Below are 21217 nucleotides of genomic sequence, written 5' to 3' on the forward strand. Positions count from 1 at the left end.
CCTTTCGCGACACAAGGCCGCGCCTACAGAAAGAATGCGATCTCCTGTAGGAGCGGCCTTGCATCGCGATGGGCCGCAAAGCGGCCCCCGGGGTATTACTTGGAGGTCACGGTTTCAGCCGCGCCATCCTGCGACAGGCTGTACACATACGCCGCCAACAGGTGCACTTTGTCATTACCCTGAATCTCGGCCTGCGCCGGCATCTGCCCTTGGCGACCGTAGCGGATGGTCTGTTGCAGCTGGGCAAAGCTCGACCCATAGATGAACGCCTGTGGGTGGGTCAGGTCGGGCGCGCCCATGGCCGGGGTGCCTTTGCCTTCCGGCCCGTGGCAGGCCACGCAGTTGCCGGCGAAGATCTCCTTGCCCTTGGCCGGGTCGGCCTTGGCGCCTTCCGGCAGTTTACGGCCGTCCATGCTGGTCAGCACGAACGCGGCGACGTCGGCCACGCCCTGCTCGCCAATCACCTCGGCCCAGGCCGGCATCACACCATGGCGGCCGTTCATGATCGACGCCTTGATGGTCTGCGCATCACCGCCCCAGCGCCAGTCCTTGTCGGTGAGGTTGGGGAAGCCGAATGCGCCCTTGGCGTCCGAGCCATGGCAGACCGAGCAGTTGGAGGCGAACAGGCGCCCGCCCATTTTCAACGCCTGCGGGTCCTTGGCCACTTCCTCCACCGGCATGGCGGCGTACTTGGCGAAGATCGGCCCGAAGCGGGCGTCGGCCTTGTCCATTTCCTTTTGCCATTCGTTGGCGCCGGTCCAGCCATTTTCATAACCCGGCAGAATGCCTTTCCAGTTGCCCAGGCCCGGGTAAAGGATCAGGTAGCCGACCGCGAACACCAGGGTGCCGACGAACAGCCAGAACCACCACTTGGGCAAGGGGTTGTCGTACTCCTCGATGCCGTCGAAGCTGTGGCCCATGGTCTGGTCGGTGGGGTTGTGGCTCTGGCCCTTGCGGGTGGCGAGCAACAGCCAGGTCAGGCCAATCAAGCTCCCGATGGTCAGTACGCTGATATACGTACTCCAGAAGGTGGTCATTGCCCGTTACTCCTTTTTGCAGCAGGTTCCTGCCCGGCAGCGGGCAGGCGGTCGTCGACGAAGGGCAGCAAGCGCGCCTCGGCGAAATCACGGTCGCGACGGCGGTTGAATACCCACAGGGAGAGGCCGATGAAGGCGACCATCACCACCAGGGTGCCGAGGCCGCGAATCATGCCGGTGTCCATTTCCATCGCAATCACCTCTTGTTCTTGATCGCGGTGCCAAGCACCTGCAGGTAGGCCACCAGCGCGTCCATCTCGGTCTTGCCCTTGACCGCGTCGCGGGCACCGGCGATGTCGTCGTCGGTGTACGGCACGCCGAGCGTACGCAGGGTGCGCATCTTCACGTCGGTGTGGCTGTTGTCCACCTGTTGGGCGACCAGCCAGGGGTACGCCGGCATCTTCGACTCCGGCACCACGTTGCGCGGGTTGTACAGGTGCGCGCGGTGCCAGTCGTCCGAGTAGCGGCCGCCGACCCGGGCCAGGTCCGGGCCGGTACGCTTGGAGCCCCACAGGAACGGGTGGTCCCACACGCTCTCGCCGGCGACCGAGTAGTGGCCGTAGCGTTCGGTTTCGGCGCGGAATGGGCGGATCATCTGCGAATGGCAGCCCACGCAGCCTTCGCGGATGTAGATGTCGCGGCCTTCGAGCTGCAGCGCGGTGTAAGGCTTCATGCCTTCGACCGGCTTGTTGGTGACGTCCTGGAAGAACAGCGGCACGATCTGGGTCAGGCCGCCGATACTGACGGCCAACACCATCAGCAGGGCCAGCAGGCCAACGTTTTTCTCGATGACTTCATGTTTCATCAGGCAGGTCTCCTCAAGCCAGCTGGGCGTTCGCAGGGGCAGCATCAAGCGCCGGCGAACGCACGGTGCGCCAGGTGTTCCAGGCCATCAGGAACATGCCGCTGAGGAAGATCGCACCGCCGACGAAGCGCACGATGAAGCCTGGGTGGCTGGCCACCAGGGTTTCCACGAACGAGTAGGTGAGGGTGCCGTCGCTGTTCACTGCGCGCCACATCAGGCCCTGGGCAATGCCGTTGACCCACATCGAGGCGATGTACAGTACGGTGCCGATGGTGGCCAGCCAGAAATGCGCGTTGATCAGGCCGATGCTGTACATGCGTTCCTTGCCGAACACTTTCGGGATGGTGTGGTACAGGGCGCCGATCGAGATCATCGCGACCCAGCCCAGGGCGCCAGCGTGCACGTGGCCGATGGTCCAGTCGGTGTAGTGGGAAAGGGCGTTGACCGTCTTGATGGCCATCATCGGGCCCTCGAAGGTGGACATGCCGTAGAACGCCAGCGACACCACCAAAAAGCGCAGGATCGGGTCGCTGCGCAGTTTGTGCCAGGCCCCCGACAGGGTCATCATGCCGTTGATCATGCCACCCCAGCTCGGTGCCAGCAGGATCAGCGACATCACCATGCCCAGCGATTGCGCCCAGTCAGGCAGGGCGGTGTAGTGCAGGTGGTGCGGGCCGGCCCAGATGTACAGGGTAATCAGCGCCCAGAAGTGCACGATCGACAGGCGGTAGGAGTACACCGGGCGTTCGGCCTGCTTGGGCACGTAGTAGTACATCATCCCCAGGAAGCCCGCGGTCAGGAAGAAGCCCACCGCGTTGTGGCCATACCACCACTGCACCATGGCGTCGGTGGCACCGGCATAGACCGAGTACGACTTGGTCAGGCTGACCGGCAGTTCCAGGTTGTTGACGATGTGCAGCATGGCCACCGTCAGGATGAACGCACCGAAGAACCAGTTGCCCACGTAGATGTGCTTGGTGTTGCGCTTGATCAGCGTGCCGAAGAACACGATGGCGTAGCAGACCCAAACGATGGTGATCAGGATGTCGATCGGCCACTCCAGCTCGGCGTATTCCTTGGAGCTGGTGTAGCCCAATGGCAGGCTGATGGCCGCCAGCAGGATCACCAGCTGCCAGCCCCAGAAGGTGAACGCGGCCAGGCCGGGGGCGAACAGGGTGGTCTGGCAGGTGCGTTGCACCGAATAATAGGAGGTGGCGAACAGCGCGCAGCCGCCGAAGGCGAAGATCACCGCATTGGTGTGCAGTGGGCGCAGGCGGCCGAAGCTGGTCCAGGGGAGGTCGAAGTTGAGGGCAGGCCAGGCAAGCTGGGCGGCGATGAAAACGCCGAGCCCCATCCCGACGATTCCCCACACCACCGTCATGATGGCGAATTGGCGGACCACCTTGTAGTTATAGGCGGTACTGCTGGTTGTGTTCATGTATGGGTTCCCATCCACGGTTATTTGGCAGGCTTTACAGCGAGGCAAGCATGATTAATGGGCAAAGTGCCGGTATTGACGGGGATCAATGGGCGAAGGTCGGAAATGTCCCAGGCTTGCGCTGCGATCTTGCGCAGGTCGAGGGCGGGGAGGGTTACAAGGGCTGCCTGATCCTGGCCCATGGTGCTGGTGCGCCGATGGACAGCGGGTTCATGGACGAAATGGCGCAAAGGCTTGCGGCACTTGGGGTAGCGGTGCTGCGCTTCGAGTTCCCGTACATGGCCGAGCGCCGGGTTGGCGGTGGCAAGCGGCCGCCGAACCCGCAGAAGGTATTGCTGGAAAGCTGGCGCGAGGTGTACCGGCAGGTGCGACCTTTGGTCGCGGGCAAGCTGGCGGTGGGTGGCAAGTCGATGGGCGGGCGCATGGCCAGCCTGCTGGCCGACGAACTGGGCGCTGATGCGCTGGTGTGCCTGGGCTATCCGTTCTACGCGGTGGGCAAACCCGAGACGCCGCGCGTGGAGCACCTGGCCGGGTTGAGAACCCCGACGTTGATCGTGCAGGGCGAGCGCGATGCGCTGGGTAACCGGGAGGCGGTGGCAGGGTATGCGTTGTCGCCGGCGATCGAGGTGAGCTGGCTAGTGGCGGCGGACCATGACCTGAAGCCGTTGAAGGCTTCGGGGTTCAGCCATGAGCAGCATTTGCAGGCGGCTGCGCAGCGAGTTGCCAGCTTTTTGGCAGGCATACGCTTGTAGGAGCGGCCTTGTGTCGCGAAAGGGCCGCGCAGCGGCCCCGGCAATTCACGCGGCGAAGCTAAAAACTGGGGCTGCTTCGCAGCCCTTTCGCGACACAAGGCCGCTCCTACAACGAGCGTGCCAATAGCGAACAATCAATCGCGGTACTCGCACAGGTAGGCGGTGTCGACCTTCACCTGCAGCTGGAACTTGCTGTCAGCCGGTACATTGAACGTGTCGCCCGCCTTGAAGGTTTCCCAATTGTCGCTGCCTGGCAGCTTGACGATCAAGGCACCCGACACCACGTGCATGATTTCACGCTTGGCGGTGCCGAACTCGTATTCGCCCGGGGCCATCACGCCGACAGTGGCCGGGCCTTCTTCGCCCGTGAAGGCGATCGACTTGACGGTGCCGTTGAAGTACTCGTTGACCTGGAACATGGGCGTCTCCTGAAAAAGGGGAGGAAAAAGGGCTGGCCAGTATGCCCAAGCCCAATGGCCTCGTCATCTGCTTTCAGGGCCCGTCGGCGGGCAGGCTCAAGGGCAGCAGCCGCGCTGTGTTGCGCGCATCTTCAAGGGCCCGGTGCTGCTGCCCGCAAAAGTGCATGCCAGCCAGTTGCAGGGCGCCGTTCAGGCCGGCAGGGCGCTGCAGGTGGCGGGCCTTGGCAAAGCGTTGCTTGAGGTTGATGTGCGCCAGCGTGCGCAGCAGGCTGTCCAGGCCGTGCAGGTGCCATTCCTGGTGCAGTTGCTGGCGGTCGTAGTCGCCCCAACTGACCCAGGCCTGCAACTGTTCACGATGCTGCCCGAGCCAGTGCTCGAAGCTGGCCCATACCTCGCGAAACGGCGCGGCCGCATCGACGTCGGCCTGGCTGATGTGGGTCAGCTCGCGACAGAACGGGGTCAGCTGCGGGCGCCGCCGCGGGCGCACAAAACGCTGGAAGTGGTCGACCTCACGGCCTTCGCGGGTGACCAGGCTCGCGCCGATTTCAATGACTTCCATCTCCGTGACCGGCCACCCACCCTCATCGGTGGTGGCCTCCAGGTCGATCACCAACCAATGGCCCATACCAGGCTCCCTTGCAGATCCTGCTAGAGCGTAGCCAAACTCGGCGCATCCGGCACCTCGTGGCATTTTGCCGCCCGTTTTGTCACCGCCAATGGCGTATCGAGGGGCACGAAAGCCGGAGGCAGCAGTTGTGCCGCCCCGGTAAAACGCCTAGCTTAAGCGAACCCAGGCATGAACCGTGATGAATGTCCGCCTTTACCCTTGCGCCCGGCCTGAAGGCCTTGTCCACCCTCATGTTGCTGGCTGTTTACTGGTTGGCCGTACCGGCATGCGCGGCAGGTGCCATCGAGGTGAAAGTCGGTGCCGCGCATTTCCCGCCGTATACGGTGCGCCCCGAGCAGGGCGCCGATAACGGTTTGTTGCCGCAGTTGGTCGCTGCGCTCAACCGTGCCCAGCAGCGCTACCGCTTCGTATTGGTGCCCACTTCCATCCAGCGGCGTTTCAGTGACTTGCAGCAGGGCCGTACCGATATGGCCATTTTCGAGAACCCGCAGTGGGGCTGGGAGCAGATCCCCCATCAACAGGTGGACATGGGCCTGGAAGATGCCGAAGTGTTCGTGGCCCGCCAGGTGGACGGGCGCGCCCCGCATTACTTCGATGACCTGAAGGGCAAGCGCCTGGCCCTGTTCAACGGCTATCACTATGCGTTCGCCGGTTTCAACGCCGACCCGCGCTACCTGCGCAACGCCTACAATGCGACGTTGACCTATTCGCACGCCAGCAACCTGCTGATGGTGCAGGCGGGCCGCGCCGACATTGCCCTGGTCACGCGCTCCTACCTCAGTGACTTCCTGGCACGTAACCCGTCCAGCCGTGCGCAACTGGTTGCATCGCAGCGCATCGATCAGGTTTACCACCACTACGCGCTGCTGCGGCCCGCCGCGCCCATTGGCGAGCGGTCGTTCGCTGAACTGTTGAGAGGCTTGCGTGATAGCGGTGAGCTGGCGCGCATTTTCCAGCCTTACCGCATCGCCGTCAGTGCGCCCGAGGACTAAATTGCCGCCGCGTGGCATCGTTCTCGACAGTGAGCCCTTTGTTCATTTCGCGAGACCCACCCATGCCCTTCGATGCCGCTTCGCAGCCACAGTCACCGCCACGTTGGCGCAGCCTCAGTGCCGAGGAGGGGACCAACAGGCTGAGCCTGACCCTGGAGGGCCGCCCGCTGGCGCAGGTGCGCCTGCAGGCGGGTCCAACCTTGCAGGTACACCTTGAGCAGTTGTGCCCCGAGCGCCCTTATCAAGCCTTGTGGGCGGCCTGCTATTGGCTGTTGTCCCGTGACAGTGCCTGCCAGCGCCTGATCTGGCACCTGCCCGAGGTGGTGCCGCAGGCAGTGGCCAGCGGCCTGCTGCTGGTGGGCGATGTGCCTGGGCAGTACCTGTGCGAGCGCGCGCTGTTCTGGCAATTGCCGCAGCCCTGGCTGGGTGAGGCGCTGGCTGCCCCCTACCCGCAGCAGATGCAGATCAGCAACGGCAAGCGCCACCCGCGGCGGGCGCCCAAGCCCCGTGGCGAGGTCTATCGGCGCTTCGATGCGCGGCTGGGTAGCTGGGTGTCGCTGCGCACCCTGGACATCGAGCATGACCTGGAGCGCTTCAACCGCTGGCAGAACGACCCGCGCGTGGAGGCGTTCTGGCAGGAAAGCGGCACGCTTGCCCAGCACCGCGAGTACCTGGCCAAGCTGGAGGCCGACCCGCATACCCTGACGTTGATTGGCTGCTTCGACGATCAGCCATTTGCCTATTTCGAGGCTTACTGGGCCAAGGAGGATCGCATTGCGCCGTTCTACCCGGCCGATGACTACGACCGCGGCATCCACATGCTGGTCGGGGAGCAGAGCCATCGTGGCCCGCACAAGGTCGCCAGCTGGCTATCGGCGCTGGTGCATTACCTGTTCCTGGATGACCCGCGTACCCAGCGGGTGGTCGCCGAGCCGCGTGCCGACAATGGCAAGATGATCGGCTACATGCACGACCAGTGCTTCCATTGCGAGAAGGAGTTCGACTTCCCGCACAAGCGCGCGGCGCTGATGATTCTGGGGCGGGAGCGGTTCTTCGATCGTTGCAGGCTCGCCTGATGGCGAGAGCTGCAAGCGGCAAGCTACAAGCTACAAGCTACAAGCTACAAGCTACAAGCTACAAGCTACAAGCAAAAGCCGATCGCGTTCTGCTTTGGCTTTTTCTTTTAACTTGTAGCTTGAAGCTTGCAGCTTGCAGCTTGCAGCTTGCAGCTTGCAGCTAGGGTCAGCCCTGCCGGTTGGCGGTCTTGCGGCAATGCACCAGGGCATCGCGGATCATGAAGTTGACCAAGGTCGGCGACACGCCCAGTTCCTTGGCGATGTCCTTCTGCGGTACGCCATGCAGGCGGTACATCTCGAACGCATAGCGGGTGCGCTGGGGCAACTGGTTCAGCGCTTCGGCAATATCGTCCAGCGCGGCCAGGTTGATGTGGGTGGCTTCGGGCGAGGCGTTCTGAATGACCACATTCAGGCCTTCCTCTTCGCTGCCGGAGTATCTCAGCTCCATCGCCTGCTTGCGGTAATGGTCGATCGCCAGGTTGCGCACGATCTGGAACAGGTAGCTCAGCTGCGCCTTGAACGACGAGGTTATCTGCGGGGCGGCGCTGAGCCGGAAGAAGGCGTCCTGCACCACATCTTCGGCACGCGAGCGGCAGCCGGTAATGCGCGCTGCGATCTTGACCAGGATGCTGCGGTTGTCTACGAAGGCCTGCAGTAATGGTGAATCGCACTTACTTGTGGATAGTTGTTCCGCCATGGAAATCACCTTGTCACAAAGGGGGAGGAGGCACCCGGGGCAGGGAAGCTTCCTACGACGTGCGACAAGCTATTCATAATGATAATGATTGTCAAATGCGAAATGTAATTGGTATCAGGAGTTTTCGATTCTTGCGAGGTCTGTCAGGGGGCGTGGTGCCTGCCTGGAGAAAGTGTTGCGGCGACAAAGTGCAGGCCATGACGGGGGCGTCGCCTGGGAGACCTAGCGCCGCCCATCCGTTCCCCTGTGTACATCCCCGGCCGCCAACCGCTGCCCGCCCATGTCCGCGGCGCAGTCGGCACGCCCCAACAGATACTGGCAGGAACACCCCATGACGGACGCCTTCGAACTCCCGCTCTCGCTGGTCCAGGCCCTGGCGCAACGCGCCGCGCAGACCCCGGACAGGATTGCCCTGCGCTTTCTCGCCGACGCCCCGCACGAGCAGGCTGTGCTCAGTTATCGGGAGCTCGACCAGCGCGCGCGCACCATCGCCGCCGCCCTGCAGGCACGCGCCAGCTTCGGTGACCGCGCGGTGTTGCTGTTTCCCAGTGGGCCGGATTACGTAGCGGCGTTCTTCGGCTGCCTGTACGCCGGCGTGATCGCAGTGCCGGCCTACCCGCCAGAGTCTGCCCGCCAGCACCACCAGCAACGCCTGCTGTCGATCATCGCCGACGCCGAGCCGCGCCTGCTGCTGACCGTGGCGGCGCTGCACGACAGCCTGCAGGGCCTGGAAGCACTTGCTGCCGAGGCGGCGCCCGCGTTGCTGGCAGTGGATGGCCTGGACCCCGCCCTGGCCGACACCTGGCAGGAACCTGCCCTCAGCAGCCAGGACATCGCCTTCTTGCAGTACACCTCCGGCTCCACCGCACTGCCCAAAGGCGTGCAGGTCAGCCATGGCAACCTGGTGGCCAACGAACAACTCATCCGCAGCGGCTTTGGCATCGACCTCAACCCCGACGACGTGATCGTCAGCTGGTTGCCGCTGTACCACGACATGGGCCTGATCGGCGGCCTGTTGCAGCCGATCTTCAGCGGAGTGCCTTGCGTACTGATGTCGCCCGGCTATTTCCTCGCCCGGCCAGTGCGCTGGTTGCAGGCCATCAGCGACTACGGCGGCACCATCAGCGGCGGCCCCGACTTTGCCTACCGCCTGTGCAGCGAGCGCGTCAGCGAGGCCTCGCTGGCCGGGCTCGACCTGAGCCGCTGGCGCGTGGCCTATTCGGGCTCCGAGCCGATCCGCCAGGACAGCCTGGCGAGCTTCGCCGACACCTTCAAGGCCTGCGGCTTCGACCCCCAGAGCTTCTTCGCCAGCTACGGCCTGGCCGAAGCAACCTTGTTCGTCAGCGGCAGCCGCCGTGGCCAGGGTATCCCCGCGCTTGCGCTGGATGCCGACGCCTTGGCTGCCAACCGCGCCGAGCCCGGTACCGGCAGCGTGCTGATGAGTTGCGGCTTCCCGCAGCCGGGGCACGCGGTACGCATTGTCGAGCCGCAACAGCTGCAACGGCTGGGCGACAACCAGGTCGGGGAAATCTGGGCCGGTGGGCCGAGTATCGCCTCGGGCTACTGGCGTAACCCAGAAGCCAGCGCGCGCACCTTCGTCGAAATGGACGGGCAGACCTGGCTGCGAACCGGCGACCTGGGTTTCATGCGTGAAGGCGAGGTGTTCGTCACCGGGCGCCTGAAAGACATGCTGATCGTGCGTGGGCAGAACCTGTACCCGCAAGACCTGGAAAAAACCCTCGAGCGTGAAGTGCAGGCACTGCGCAAAGGCCGGGTCGCGGTGTTCGCCGTCGAGCATCAGGGCGAGGAGGGCATCGGCGTGGCGGTGGAGATCAGCCGCAGCGTGCAAAAGGCAACCCAGGCCCAGGCGCTGATCAACACCCTGCGCCAGGTCATCGCCGATGCCTGCCGCCAGGCGCCGGCGGTGGTACTGCTGCTCAACCCGGGCGCGCTGCCGAAAACCTCCAGCGGCAAGCTGCAGCGTTCGGCCTGCCGCGTACGCATGGCCGAGGGCAGCCTGGACTGCTATGCCCAATTCCCCGAGCCGAGCGCCGCTGCTGCTGCCCAGGCATCAGGCGATGCCTTGCAGGCGCGCATCGCGGCGGTGTGGCGCGACACCCTCAAGGTGCAGGCAGTAGCGGCAGATGACCATTTCCTGCTGTTGGGCGGCAACTCCATCGCCGCTACCCAGGCCACGGCGCGGCTGGCCGACGAACTGGGCATCGACCTGAGCCTGCGCACCTTGTTCGAGGCGCCGGTGCTGGCCGACTACAGCAACGCGGTGGCTGCGCTCATCGGTGCAGGCGCTGCCCAGCCCACAGCTATCGCGCCCCTGGCACGCGCCCAGGCGCTGCCCCAGTCGCTGGCGCAAAACCGCCTGTGGCTGTTGTGGCAACTGCAACCCCAATCGGCGGCCTACAACATTCCCGCCGGCCTGCACCTGCGTGGCGAACTGGACGCTAGCGCCTTGCAGGCCGCGTTCCAGGCGCTGGTGGCGCGCCACGAGTCGCTGCGTACCGTGTTCGCTGAAGAAAACGGCCAGGCGCTGCAGCGTATTCTGCCGCAGCAGCCGTTCAGCCTGGCCCGCCTGGACCTCGCAGGCCAGACCCCCGAGCAGGTCGCCGCCCAGCGTGAAGCCGAGGCTTGCCAGCCGTTCGACCTGACGCAAGGCCCGTTGCTGCGTGTGACCCTGGCCCGGCTCGACGATGAAGACCATCAGCTGTGGGTGACCCTGCACCACATCGTGGCCGACGGCTGGTCGCTGAACATCCTGCTCGATGAATTCGCCAAATTGTATGCCGCTCACTGCCAGGGCCTGGAGGCAGCGTTGGCGCCGCTGCCCCTGGGCTACGCGGACTACGGCAACTGGCAGCGGCAGTGGCTGGCCGACGGCGAAGCCGAACGCCAACTGCAGTACTGGAAGGCCCAGCTCGGTGACGAACTGCCCGTGCTTGACCTGTGCACCGACCAACCCCGGGCCAACCAGCGCACATTCAGTGCTGCGCGCTTCAGCGTGAAGGTCCCCGCCACGCTCAGCCAAGCCCTCAAGGGCCTGGCGCAGGCGCAGCAGGCCAGCCTGTTCATGGTCCTGCTGGCCGGCTGGCAGGCACTGTTGCAGCGCTACAGCGGCCAGGCCGAGATCCGCGTCGGCGTGCCGAATGCCAACCGCCCGCGCCTGGAAACCCAGGGCATGGTCGGCTTCTTCATCAACACCCAGGTGCTGCGCGCGCAACTCGATGGCCGCATGCCGTTCAGCCAACTGCTGGCGCAGGTGCGCCAGGCCACGCTCCAGGCCCAGGCCCACCAGGACCTGCCGTTCGAGCAGTTGCTCGAGGCCTTGCCGCAAGCCCGCGAGCAGGGCCTGTTCCAGGTCATGTTCAACCACCAGCAACGCGACCTGTCGGCACTGCGCCGCCTGCCAGGCCTGCTGGCCGAAGAGTTGCCGTGGCACAGCCGCGAAGCCAAGTTCGACCTGCAGCTGCACAGTGAAGAGGACCACCAGGGCCGGTTGAGCCTGGCGTTCGACTATGCCGACGAACTGTTCGAGGCCAGCACCATCCAGCGCCTGGCCGGGCAGTTGCTGGCCCTGCTGGAGCAAGTGTGCGCCGCGCCCGACCTGGCCCTGGCCGAGGTGCAACTGCTCGACGAGGCGGGCCGGCGCCAGTTGTTGGGCTGGGGCCAGGCCGAAGCCGCCGCGCCGCAGCAACTGCTGGTCGAGCAACTCAACGAGCAGGCCCGCCTGACCCCGCAACGTACCGCCCTGGTATGGGCGGGTGGCAGCCTGGACTACGCCGAACTGCACCAGCAGGCCAACCGCCTGGCCCACTACCTGCGCGACAAAGGTGTCGGTCCTGACACGTGCGTCGCCATCGCCCTCGAGCGCTCGCCGCAACTGCTGGTCGGCTTGCTGGCCATTCTCAAGGCCGGCGGCGCCTACGTGCCGCTCGACGTGGATTACCCCGCCGAGCGCCTGGCGTATATGCTGGCCGATTGTGATGCTGGCCTGTTGCTCAGCCACAGCAGCCTGGTGGGCAAGCTGCCACAGGTCGATGGCGTCAGCACCATCGCCCTCGACCAGCTGCACCTGGACAGCTGGCCCAGCCAGGCCCCCGGCTTGCACCTGCAAGGTGACAACCTGGCCTACGTCATCTACACATCCGGCTCCACCGGCCAGCCCAAAGGCGTGGGCAATACTCACGCGGCGCTGGCCGAGCGCTTGCACTGGATGCAGGCCACCTATGGGTTGGGCGACGAGGATGTGCTGCTGCAGAAAGCGCCGATCAGTTTCGACGTGTCGGTGTGGGAGTGCTTCTGGCCGTTGATCACCGGCTGCAAGCTGGTGCTCGCCGGCCCTGGCGAGCACCGCGACCCGCAGCGCATTGCGGCCCTGGTCCAGGCGCATGGCGTGACCACCCTGCATTTTGTGCCGCCACTGCTACAGGTGTTTGTCCAGGAACCACAGGCCGCGGGCTGCGCCAGCCTGCGCCGGGTGTTTTCCGGGGGCGAGGCCTTGTCGGCGGCGCTGCGCGACCGGGTGCTGCAACTGCTGCCGCACGTGCAGCTGCACAACCGCTACGGCCCGACCGAAACCGCCATCAACGTCACCCACTGGCATTGCCATGCCAGGGACGGCGAGCGCTCGCCCATCGGCCGGCCGCTGGCCAACGTGCTGTGCCGGGTAATGGATGACGAACTCGAACTCACCGCACCCGGCGTGCCGGGTGAGTTGTACCTCGGCGGTGCGGGCCTGGCCCGTGGGTACCTGGGACGCCCAGGGCTTACCGCCGAGCGTTTCGTACCCCAGGCCGATGGCAATGGCCAGCGCCTGTACCGCAGTGGTGACCGCGCCCGTTGGCAGGTTCAGCTGCAAGCGCTGGAATACCTCGGGCGTCTGGATCAGCAGGTGAAAGTACGGGGGTTGCGCGTTGAACCTGAAGAAGTCCAGGCCTGCCTGTTGGCGCAAGCGGGTGTCGAGCAGGCGCTGGTCCTGATTCACAACGATGCAGTCGGCCCGCAACTGGTTGGCTACTACAGCGGCAGCGCCCAGGCCGAAGCCTTGTTGACGGTACTGGCCGAGCACCTGCCGGCGTACATGGTGCCGGCGCAGCTGATTGCCCTTGCGCACATGCCCCTGGGCCCCAGCGGCAAGGTCGACCGCAAGGCGCTGCCGGCGCCGGTGTGGCAGCAGCGTGAGCACGTCGAGCCGCAAACAGCACTGCAACAGCAGGTCGCTGGCATCTGGCGCGATGTCCTGAACCTGCCCCGTGTGGGCCTGCGCGATGATTTCTTCGCCCTGGGCGGCCACTCGCTGCTGGCCACACAGATCGTTTCCCGCACGCGCCAGGCGTGCGACGTGGAGCTGCCGCTCAAGGCCCTGTTCGAGGCCAGCGAGCTGGGCGCATTCTGTGCCGAGGTTGCCCGCATCCAGGGCAATGGCCAGCGCAACCTGCAAGGGCAGATCGCCCGCGTAGACCGCCGCCAGGCGGTGCCGCTGTCCTATTCGCAACAGCGCATGTGGTTCCTCTGGCAAATGCAGCCCGACAGCCCGGCCTATAACGTGGGCGGCATGGCGCGCTTGCGCGGCACCTTGCACGTCGAGGCGTTCGAGCGGGCGCTGCATGCGCTGATCGTGCGTCACGAAGCCCTGCGTACAACGTTCCCCAGCATCGACGGGGTGCCCTACCAGTGCGTGGCCGAAGACAGCGGCCTGCACCTGCACTGGCAGGACTTCAGCGCCTTGCCCGGCGCTGCCCGTGCCCAACGCCTACAACAGCTGGCCGATGACCAGGCGCACCAGCCGTTCGACCTTGAGCGCGGCCCGCTGCTGCGCGCCTGCCTGGTCAAGGCCGCAGAGCGCGAGCACTTCTTCGTGCTGACCCTGCACCATATCGTGACCGAAGGCTGGGCCATGGACATCTTCGCCCGCGAGCTGGGTGAACTGTACGAGGCCTTTGTCGACGACCGCGAGTCGCCATTGGCGCCACTGCCGGTACAGTACCTGGACTACAGCGTGTGGCAACGGCAATGGCTGGAAAGCGGCGAGGGCGCTCGCCAACTGGCCTATTGGCAAACGCGCCTGGGCACCGAGCACCCGGTGCTGGCGTTACCCGCCGACCGCCCACGCCCGGCGGTGCAAAGCCACCGGGGCGGGCTGTACCGCTTCGAGCTCGACCCGGCCCTGGTCGAGCGCGTGCATGCCTTCAACAGCCAGCGTGGCCTGACCCTGTTCATGACCATGACAGCCACCCTGGCTGCCTTGCTGCACCGCTACAGTGGCCAGCGTGACCTGCGCATCGGTGCGCCGGTGGCCAACCGCATCCGCCCGGAAAGCGAAGGGCTGATCGGCGCCTTCCTCAATACCCAGGTGCTGCGCTGCGAACTGGATGGGCAGATGAGCGCCAGCGCCTTGCTGGAGCAGGTGCGCCAGGCTGCCATCGAAGGCCAGTCGCACCAGGACCTGCCGTTCGATCAACTGGTCGAGGCCCTGCAACCGCCACGCAGCAGTGCCTACAACCCGTTGTTCCAGGTGATGTGCAACGTGCAGCGCTGGGCCTTCCAGCAAAGCCGCAGCCTGGCCGGCATGCAAGTGGATTACCTGGTCAACGACGCCAGCGCCACCAAGTTCGACCTGTACCTGGAAGTGACCGACCTGGATGGCCGCCTGGGCTGCTGCCTGACCTACAGCCGTGACCTGTTCGATGAGCCGCGTATCGCGCGCATGGCCGAACACTGGCAACAGCTGCTGGTCGGGCTGCTCGACAACCCGCAACAGCGCCTGTGCGAGCTGCCGATGCTGAGCAGCAGCGAGCAGCAGCAACTGCTGGGCCAGTTGCAGGGCGACCCGCACTTGGGCCTCGGGCAGACCCTGCACGGGTTGTTCGCGGCCCAGGCCGCACGCACGCCGCAGGCCGGGGCGCTGACCTTCGCCGGCCAGCACCTGAGCTATGCCGAGCTCGAGCAGCGCGCCAACCGCCTGGCCCGGGCCCTGCGCGAACGGGGTGTCGGGCCGCAGGTGCGGGTGGGCCTGGCGCTGCAGCGTTCGCTGGAAATGGTGGTTGGCCTGCTGGCCATCCTCAAGGCTGGCGGCGCCTATGTGCCACTGGACCCTGAATACCCGCTCGACCGCCTGCGCTACATGATCGAGGACAGCCGTATCGGCCTGCTGCTGAGCCAGCGCGAGCTGCTGCAAAGCCTGGGCGAATTGCCCGAAGGTGTGGCGCGCTGGAGCCTGGAAGACGACGCAGCCAGCCTGGCGGCCTACAGCGCTGCGCCGCTGGACAACCTCAGCCTGCCGCAGCACCAGGCTTACCTGATCTACACCTCCGGCTCCACCGGCAAACCCAAGGGCGTGGTCGTCAGCCATGGCGAATTCGCCATGCACTGCCAGGCCGTGAGCGCCGCGTTCGGCATGCGCAGCGACGATTGCGAGCTGCATTTCTATTCGATCAACTTCGACGCCGCCAGCGAGCGCCTGTGGGTGCCACTGTTGTGCGGTGCGCGGGTGGTGTTGCGTGCCCAGGGGCAGTGGGGCGCCGAGGACATCTGCCAACTGGTGCGCGAGCAGCAGGTGAGCATCCTTGGCTTTACCCCAAGCTACGGGAGCCAACTGGCGCAATACCTGGGCGGCCAGGGCGAGCAACTGCCGGTTCGCCTGGTGATCACCGGTGGCGAGGCGCTGACCGGTGAGCACCTGCAGCGTATTCGCCAGGCATTCGCGCCCCAGCAGTTCTTCAATGCCTATGGGCCGACCGAGACCGTGGTCATGCCGCTGGCCTGCCTGGCCCCAGAGGTACTGCCCGCAGCGCTGGGCAGTGTGCCGATCGGCCAGGTCATCGGCAGCCGCACGGCCTACATCCTCGACGAAGACCTGGCGCTGTTGCCGCAAGGGGGTATCGGTGAGCTGTATGTCGGCGGCGCCGGCCTGGCCCAGGGCTACCACGATCGCCCGGGCCTGAGCGCCGAGCGCTTCGTTGCCGACCCGTTCGGCAGCGCAGGTGGGCGCCTGTACCGCACCGGTGACCTGGTACGCCTGGGCGCCGATGGCCTGGTCGAGTATGTTGGCCGCGCCGACCAGCAAGTGAAAATTCGCGGTTTCCGCATCGAACTGGGCGAGATCGAAAGCCGTCTGCAGGCACACGCCGATGTCGACGAGGCAGTGGTACTGGCCCTCGACCTGCCAGGCGGCAAGCAGCTGGTGGGCTACCTGGTGTGCCAGCAGGCCGCAGCCGACAACGAGGCGCAGCACCGCCTGCGCGAAGCCGTGAAGGCCGAGGCCCGCCAGCACTTGCCAGACTACATGGTGCCTGCGCACCTGGTGCTGCTCGACAGCCTGCCGCTGATGGGCAGCGGCAAGCTCGACCGCCGCGCCCTGCCGCTACCGGACCTTGAGCACGCCCGCCAGCACTACCAGGCCCCTGGCGATGACGTGCAAGCCCGGCTGGCGCAGATCTGGGGCGAGGTGCTCAACGTCGCCCAGGTGGGGGTGCAGGACAACTTCTTCGAACTGGGCGGCGATTCGATCCTGTCGATCCAGGTGGTCAGCCGGGCGCGGCAGGCCGGGCTGCAGTTCACGCCACGCGACCTGTTCCAGCACCAGACCATCCAGACGCTGGCCGCTGTGGTAAGGCAGAGCGAAGCGCACAGCAGCATCGACCAGGGGCTGCGCGAGGGCCAGGTTGGCCTGACGCCGATCCAGCACTGGTTCTTCGACAGCGAGGTGCCGCAGCCACAGCATTGGAACCAGGCGCTGCTGCTGGCGCTGCGCCAGCCGCTGGATAAAGTCATGCTGGAGCAGGCGCTGGCCGCGCTGGTGCAGCACCACGACAGCCTGCGCCTGCGTTTCAGTGCCGCCGCGGGCCGTTGGCAGGCTGCCTACACCCAGCCGGCTGAGGATCAGCTGTTGTGGGCTGCCACCGTCGCCGATTTTGCCGATTGCCAGGCGCTGTACAGCGATGTGCAGCGCAGCCTCGACCTGCAGCAGGGCCCGCTGCTGCGCGGCCTGCTGGTGACGGACGGCCAGGGCCACCAGCGCCTGCTGCTGGCGATTCACCACCTGCTGGTCGATGGTGTGTCCTGGCGTGTGCTGCTGGAAGACTTGCAGGCGCTGTACCGTGGCCAGCCACTGCCCGCCAAGACCCATGCCATGGGCGACTGGGCCGCGCGCCTGGCCAGCTATGCCGGCAGCGATTCGTTGCGTGATGAGCTGGGCTGGTGGCAAAGCCAACTGGGGGGTGCCCGCCGTGAGCTGCCCTGCGATCACCCGCAGGGCGGTAACCTGCACCGCCACGCGCTAACCCTGACGACCGGCCTGAACGCCGAGCAGACCCGGCAGTTGCTGCAACAGGCCCCGGCTGCCTACCACACGCAGGTCAACGACCTGCTGCTGACCGCGCTGGCGCGGGCCATGTGCCGCTGGAGTGGGGACGACAGCGTGCTGGTGCAGCTGGAAGGCCATGGCCGCGATGGGCTGTTCGAGGATATGGACCTGACCCGCAGCGTGGGCTGGTTCACCAATGCCTACCCGTTGAGCCTGCGCCCGGTGCCCGGTGAGGATGACGCCGCGCGGGCAGGCTCGATCAAACGCATCAAGGAGCAGCTGCGCCAGGTGCCGCACAAAGGCCTGGGTTACGGCGTGCTGCGCTACCTGGCAGACGCCGCCGGGCGCGAGCAGATGGCGGCGTTGCCGCAGGCACGCATTACCTTCAATTACCTGGGCCAGTTCGACCAGCAGTTCGACAGCGCGGCGCTGTTCCAGCCGCTGGATGCCCCGGCCGGCCTGGCCCACGACCCCGACGCGCCGCTGCCCAACTGGCTGAGTGTCGATGGCCAGGTGTATGGCGGCGCCCTGCAGCTGCGCTGGACCTTCAGCGCCGAACGCTACGACAGGCAGACCATTGCCGCGCTGGCCGAAGCGTACCGCCTGGAGCTGCTGGCATTGGTGGAGCATTGCCTGGCCGAGGGCAATGGGAGTTTCACCCCTTCGGATTTCCCGCTGGCGCACCTGACGCAAGCGCAGATCGACGCCCTGCCGGTGCCGGCAGCGCAGATCGAGGACGTGTACCCGCTGAGCCCGATGCAGGAGGGCATGCTGCTGCATACCCTGCTGGAGCCGGGCACCGGCCTGTACTACATGCAGGACCGCTACCGCATCAACAGTACGCTGGACCCCGATCGCTTCGCCCAGGCCTGGCAGGTCGTGGTGGCGCGCCACGAAGCACTGCGCGCCTCGTTCAGCTGGAACAGCGGTGAGGCGATGTTGCAGATCATTCACAAGCCGGGCGAGCTGGCCGTCGACTACCAGGACTGGCGCGGGCTTGCCGAGGCTGCCCAGGAGCAACGCCTGCAAGCCTTGCACAAGCAGGAGCGCGAGGCGGGCTTCGCCTTGCTCAGCGAGGCACCGTTCCACCTGCGCCTGGTGCGCGTGGCAGACGAGCGCTACTGGTTCATGATGAGCAACCACCACATCCTGATCGATGCCTGGTGCCGCTCGCTGTTGATGAACGACTTCTTCGAGGTTTACCAGGCGCTTGGCGAGGGCCGCCAGGCGCAGTTGCCGGTGCCGCCGCGTTACCGCGACTACATTGGCTGGCTGCAACGCCAGGGGCTGGACGATGCGCGGGCCTGGTGGCAGGCCAACCTGGCCGGGTTCGAGCGCGCCACGGCGCTGCCCAGTGACCGCCCATTGCGCCATGACCATGCCGGCAGCGGCATGGTCGTGGGCGACTGCCATACCCGCTTGCAGGTGAGCGAGGGCGTGCGCCTGCGCGAACTGGCGCAGGCGCACCAGCTGACCGTCAACACCTTTGCCCAGGCGGCCTGGGCCCTGCTGCTGGCGCGTTACAGTGGCGAGCGTGACGTGGCCTTTGGCGTGACCGTGGCCGGCCGCCCGGTCAGCATGCCGCAGATGCAGCGCACCGTGGGCCTGTTCATCAACAGCGTCGCGTTGCGCGTGCGCCTGCCGCTGGCCGGGGAGCGTTGCAGCGTGCGCCAGTGGTTGCACAGCCTGCTGCGAAGCAACATGGAGCTGCGCGAGTACGAGTACCTGCCCTTGGTGGCGATCCAGGAGTGCAGCCAACTGCCCAAGGGCCAGCCGCTGTTCGACAGCTTGTTCGTGTTCGAGAACGCCCCGGTGGAAACCGCGGTGCTCGACCATGCGCAGCACCTGAACGCCAGCTCCGACTCGGGCCGTACCCACACCAACTTCCCGCTCACGGCGGTGTGCTACCCCGGCGATGACCTGGGCCTGCACCTGTCGTTCGACCAGCGCTACTTCGACTACCCGACCGTCGAGCGCCTGCTGGCCGAGTTCAAGCGGCTGTTGCTGGCGCTGGTAGAGGGCTTTGCCGGGGAGGTGAGCGAACTGCCGTTGCTGGGCGCCGAAGAACAGCGCTTCCTGCTGGAAGACTGCAACAGCACCGAACGGGCTTATCCGCTGGAGCAAAGCTACGTTGCCCAGTTCGAAGCGCAAGTGGCCGCGCACCCGCAGCGTGTCGTTGCCCGCTGCCTGGAAGCCGCCTACGACTATGCCGGTCTGAACCTGGCCGCCAACCGCCTGGGCCACGCACTGATCCTGGCCGGCGTGAAGGTCGACCAGCCGGTGGCGCTGCTGGCCGAGCGCTGCTTGCCGCTGCTGGGCATGATCGTTGGCAGCTTCAAGGCCGGCGCCGGCTACCTGCCGCTGGACCCTGGCCTGCCAGCGGCGCGCCTGCAAAGCATCATCGAGCTCAGCCGCACGCCGGTGCTGGTGTGCAGCGCCGCTTGTGCCGAGCAAGGGCGGCAACTGTTGAGTGCGCTGCCCACGCAGGCGCGCCCGCAACTGCTGGTGTGGGAGGAAATCCAGGCCAGCCAGGTCGCCAGCCACAACCCTGGGATTCACAGCCGGCCGGACAACCTGGCCTACGTGATCTACACCTCAGGTTCCACCGGCCTGCCCAAAGGCGTGATGGTCGAGCAGCGCGGCATGCTCAACAACCAGCTGAGCAAGGTGCCTTACCTGGGCCTCAGCGAGCAGGATGTGATAGCCCAGACGGCGTCGCAGAGTTTCGACATTTCCGTGTGGCAGTTCCTGGCTGCGCCGTTGTTCGGGGCTACCGTGCAGATCGTGCCGAACGCCATCGCCCATGATCCGCAGGGCCTGCTGGCGCATGTGCAGGCCAGTGGCATCACCGTGCTGGAAAGCGTGCCATCGCTGATCCAGGGCATGCTGGCCAACGACCATCAGGCGCTCGATAGCCTGCGCTGGATGCTGCCAACCGGCGAGGCCATGCCACCGGAGCTGGCCGCGCAGTGGCTGCAGCGCTACCCGCAGGTGGGGCTGGTGAACGCCTATGGCCCGGCGGAGTGCTCGGATGACGTGGCGTTCTTCCGGGTCGATGCCGCCTCGACTCAAGGCGCCTATTTGCCGATCGGCACGCCGACCGACAACAACCGCCTGTACCTGTGCGGGGACGATCAGGCCCTGGTGCCGCTGGGCGCGGTGGGTGAACTGTGCGTGGCTGGCACCGGTGTTGGCCGTGGCTACGTTGGCGACCCGGTGCGCACGGCGCTGGCCTTCATCCCGCACCCGTACGGTGCGCCGGGCGAGCGCCTGTACCGTACTGGCGACCTGGCGCGGCAGCGCCCGGACGGTGTGCTGGAGTACGTTGGGCGCATCGACCACCAGGTGAAGATTCGCGGTTATCGCATCGAGTTGGGCGAGATCGAGGCGCGCCTGCACGAACAGGCACAAATCCGCGATGCTGCCGTGGGGGTGCAGGAGGGTGCCAATGGCAAGCACTTGGTCGGTTACCTGGTTGCGCACCAGGGCATTGCCGGGGACGCTGAATTGCTGGAGCGGATCAAGCAACGCCTGCGCGCCGAGTTGCCGGAGTACATGGTGCCGTTGCACTGGGGCTGGTTCGACAGCCTGCCGCACAATGCCAACGGCAAGCTGGACCGCAAGGCCCTGCCCGCCATCGACATCGGCGGCCAGCACAGCCAGGCCTACCAGGCACCGCGCAATGAGCTGGAAGACGTACTGGCGGGTATCTGGGCCGAGGTGCTCAAGGCTGAGCGGGTCGGGGTGCACGACAACTTCTTCGAGTTGGGCGGGCACTCGTTGCTGGCCACGCAGATAGCCTCGCGGGTGCAGAAGCAGTTGCAGTTGAACGTGCCGCTGAGGGCGATGTTCGAGTGCAGTACCGTGGCGGAGCTGGCCGAGTATGTGCAGGGGCTGCAGGGCAGTGCGCTGGATGACGACAAGGTCGATCGGCTAAGTGACCTGATGGCGGAGCTGGAGGGGTTGTAAACCGCAGGCTATGCCCCTGCCGCCAATGTCTGGCGGCGGGGGCAGGCCATGCAAACAAGATGACTGCATTGTAACCGCTCCATAAACC

General features: G+C 65.9%; 11 protein-coding genes. 4 read left to right on the top strand and 7 right to left on the bottom strand.

Annotated elements, in window-relative coordinates; all coding sequences use genetic code 11:
• Positions 1-95: 95 nt before the first annotated feature.
• The 4 genes from ccoP to ccoN are packed head-to-tail and all read right to left on the bottom strand — an operon-like array spanning position 96 to position 3280.
• Complete coding sequence (gene ccoP / locus GYA94_RS17820; protein ID WP_009683896.1) at positions 96-1037, bottom strand: cytochrome-c oxidase, cbb3-type subunit III; 942 nt, start codon at positions 1035-1037, stop codon at positions 96-98.
• Positions 1034-1228 (bottom strand): cbb3-type cytochrome oxidase subunit 3, encoded by a 195-nt coding sequence (locus GYA94_RS17825; RefSeq protein ID WP_009683895.1) that lies wholly within the window; start codon positions 1226-1228, stop codon positions 1034-1036. The genes ccoP and GYA94_RS17825 overlap by 4 nt, the downstream gene beginning before the upstream one ends.
• A gap of 5 nt (positions 1229-1233) precedes the next feature.
• Positions 1234-1842 carry a cytochrome-c oxidase, cbb3-type subunit II gene (ccoO, locus tag GYA94_RS17830; protein WP_009683894.1) on the bottom strand — a complete coding sequence of 203 codons (609 nt, stop codon included), beginning with the start codon at positions 1840-1842 and terminating at the stop codon, positions 1234-1236.
• A 13-nt stretch (positions 1843-1855) separates the two neighbouring features.
• Complete coding sequence (ccoN, locus tag GYA94_RS17835) at positions 1856-3280, bottom strand: cytochrome-c oxidase, cbb3-type subunit I (RefSeq protein WP_029885688.1); 1425 nt, start codon at positions 3278-3280, stop codon at positions 1856-1858.
• A gap of 50 nt (positions 3281-3330) precedes the next feature.
• Between ccoN and GYA94_RS17840 the strand changes: the two genes are divergently transcribed.
• Positions 3331-4032, top strand: a complete 702-nt coding sequence (locus tag GYA94_RS17840; RefSeq protein ID WP_255326949.1) for an alpha/beta family hydrolase — start codon at positions 3331-3333, stop codon at positions 4030-4032.
• 134 nt (positions 4033-4166) lie between these two features.
• Here GYA94_RS17840 and ppnP read toward each other — a convergent pair whose 3' ends face one another.
• Both ppnP and GYA94_RS17850 read right to left on the bottom strand, forming a co-directional pair.
• Entirely contained in the window at positions 4167-4451 is a 285-nt protein-coding gene (gene ppnP / locus GYA94_RS17845) for a pyrimidine/purine nucleoside phosphorylase (protein WP_009684816.1), read from the bottom strand.
• A gap of 73 nt (positions 4452-4524) precedes the next feature.
• Entirely contained in the window at positions 4525-5076 is a 552-nt protein-coding gene (locus GYA94_RS17850; protein WP_054882195.1) for a 3'-5' exonuclease, read from the bottom strand.
• Between the two features lie 185 nt (positions 5077-5261).
• Between GYA94_RS17850 and GYA94_RS17855 the strand changes: the two genes are divergently transcribed.
• Complete coding sequence (locus tag GYA94_RS17855; protein WP_161892796.1) at positions 5262-6071, top strand: substrate-binding periplasmic protein; 810 nt, start codon at positions 5262-5264, stop codon at positions 6069-6071.
• A 62-nt stretch (positions 6072-6133) separates the two neighbouring features.
• The gene (locus GYA94_RS17860; RefSeq protein WP_161892797.1) at positions 6134-7147 is read left to right on the top strand and encodes a GNAT family N-acetyltransferase; all 1014 of its coding nucleotides are present in this window, start codon (positions 6134-6136) and stop codon (positions 7145-7147) included.
• A gap of 166 nt (positions 7148-7313) precedes the next feature.
• Here the strand turns inward: GYA94_RS17860 and GYA94_RS17865 are convergent, their stop codons facing one another.
• Positions 7314-7844 (bottom strand): RNA polymerase factor sigma-70, encoded by a 531-nt coding sequence (locus GYA94_RS17865; RefSeq protein WP_009684812.1) that lies wholly within the window; start codon positions 7842-7844, stop codon positions 7314-7316.
• A 331-nt stretch (positions 7845-8175) separates the two neighbouring features.
• Between GYA94_RS17865 and GYA94_RS17870 the strand changes: the two genes are divergently transcribed.
• Positions 8176-21129 carry a non-ribosomal peptide synthetase gene (locus GYA94_RS17870; RefSeq protein ID WP_161892798.1) on the top strand — a complete coding sequence of 4318 codons (12954 nt, stop codon included), beginning with the start codon at positions 8176-8178 and terminating at the stop codon, positions 21127-21129.
• Positions 21130-21217: the final 88 nt, after the last annotated feature.

This window comes from Pseudomonas juntendi (assembly GCF_009932375.1).
GTDB classification, from domain to species: domain Bacteria; phylum Pseudomonadota; class Gammaproteobacteria; order Pseudomonadales; family Pseudomonadaceae; genus Aquipseudomonas; species Aquipseudomonas juntendi.

What these genes read in the sequence shown, in the direction of transcription:
- ccoP (WP_009683896.1), bottom strand. Translation starts at nt 1,037, where the DNA reads ATGACCACCTTCTGGAGTACGTATATCAGCGTACTGACCATCGGGAGC.
- GYA94_RS17825 (WP_009683895.1), bottom strand. Translation starts at nt 1,228, where the DNA reads ATGGAAATGGACACCGGCATGATTCGCGGCCTCGGCACCCTGGTGGTG.
- ccoO (WP_009683894.1), bottom strand. Translation starts at nt 1,842, where the DNA reads ATGAAACATGAAGTCATCGAGAAAAACGTTGGCCTGCTGGCCCTGCTG.
- ccoN (WP_029885688.1), bottom strand. Translation starts at nt 3,280, where the DNA reads ATGAACACAACCAGCAGTACCGCCTATAACTACAAGGTGGTCCGCCAA.
- GYA94_RS17840 (WP_255326949.1), top strand. Translation starts at nt 3,331, where the DNA reads ATGATTAATGGGCAAAGTGCCGGTATTGACGGGGATCAATGGGCGAAG.
- ppnP (WP_009684816.1), bottom strand. Translation starts at nt 4,451, where the DNA reads ATGTTCCAGGTCAACGAGTACTTCAACGGCACCGTCAAGTCGATCGCC.
- GYA94_RS17850 (WP_054882195.1), bottom strand. Translation starts at nt 5,076, where the DNA reads ATGGGCCATTGGTTGGTGATCGACCTGGAGGCCACCACCGATGAGGGT.
- GYA94_RS17855 (WP_161892796.1), top strand. Translation starts at nt 5,262, where the DNA reads ATGTCCGCCTTTACCCTTGCGCCCGGCCTGAAGGCCTTGTCCACCCTC.
- GYA94_RS17860 (WP_161892797.1), top strand. Translation starts at nt 6,134, where the DNA reads ATGCCCTTCGATGCCGCTTCGCAGCCACAGTCACCGCCACGTTGGCGC.
- GYA94_RS17865 (WP_009684812.1), bottom strand. Translation starts at nt 7,844, where the DNA reads ATGGCGGAACAACTATCCACAAGTAAGTGCGATTCACCATTACTGCAG.
- GYA94_RS17870 (WP_161892798.1), top strand. Translation starts at nt 8,176, where the DNA reads ATGACGGACGCCTTCGAACTCCCGCTCTCGCTGGTCCAGGCCCTGGCG.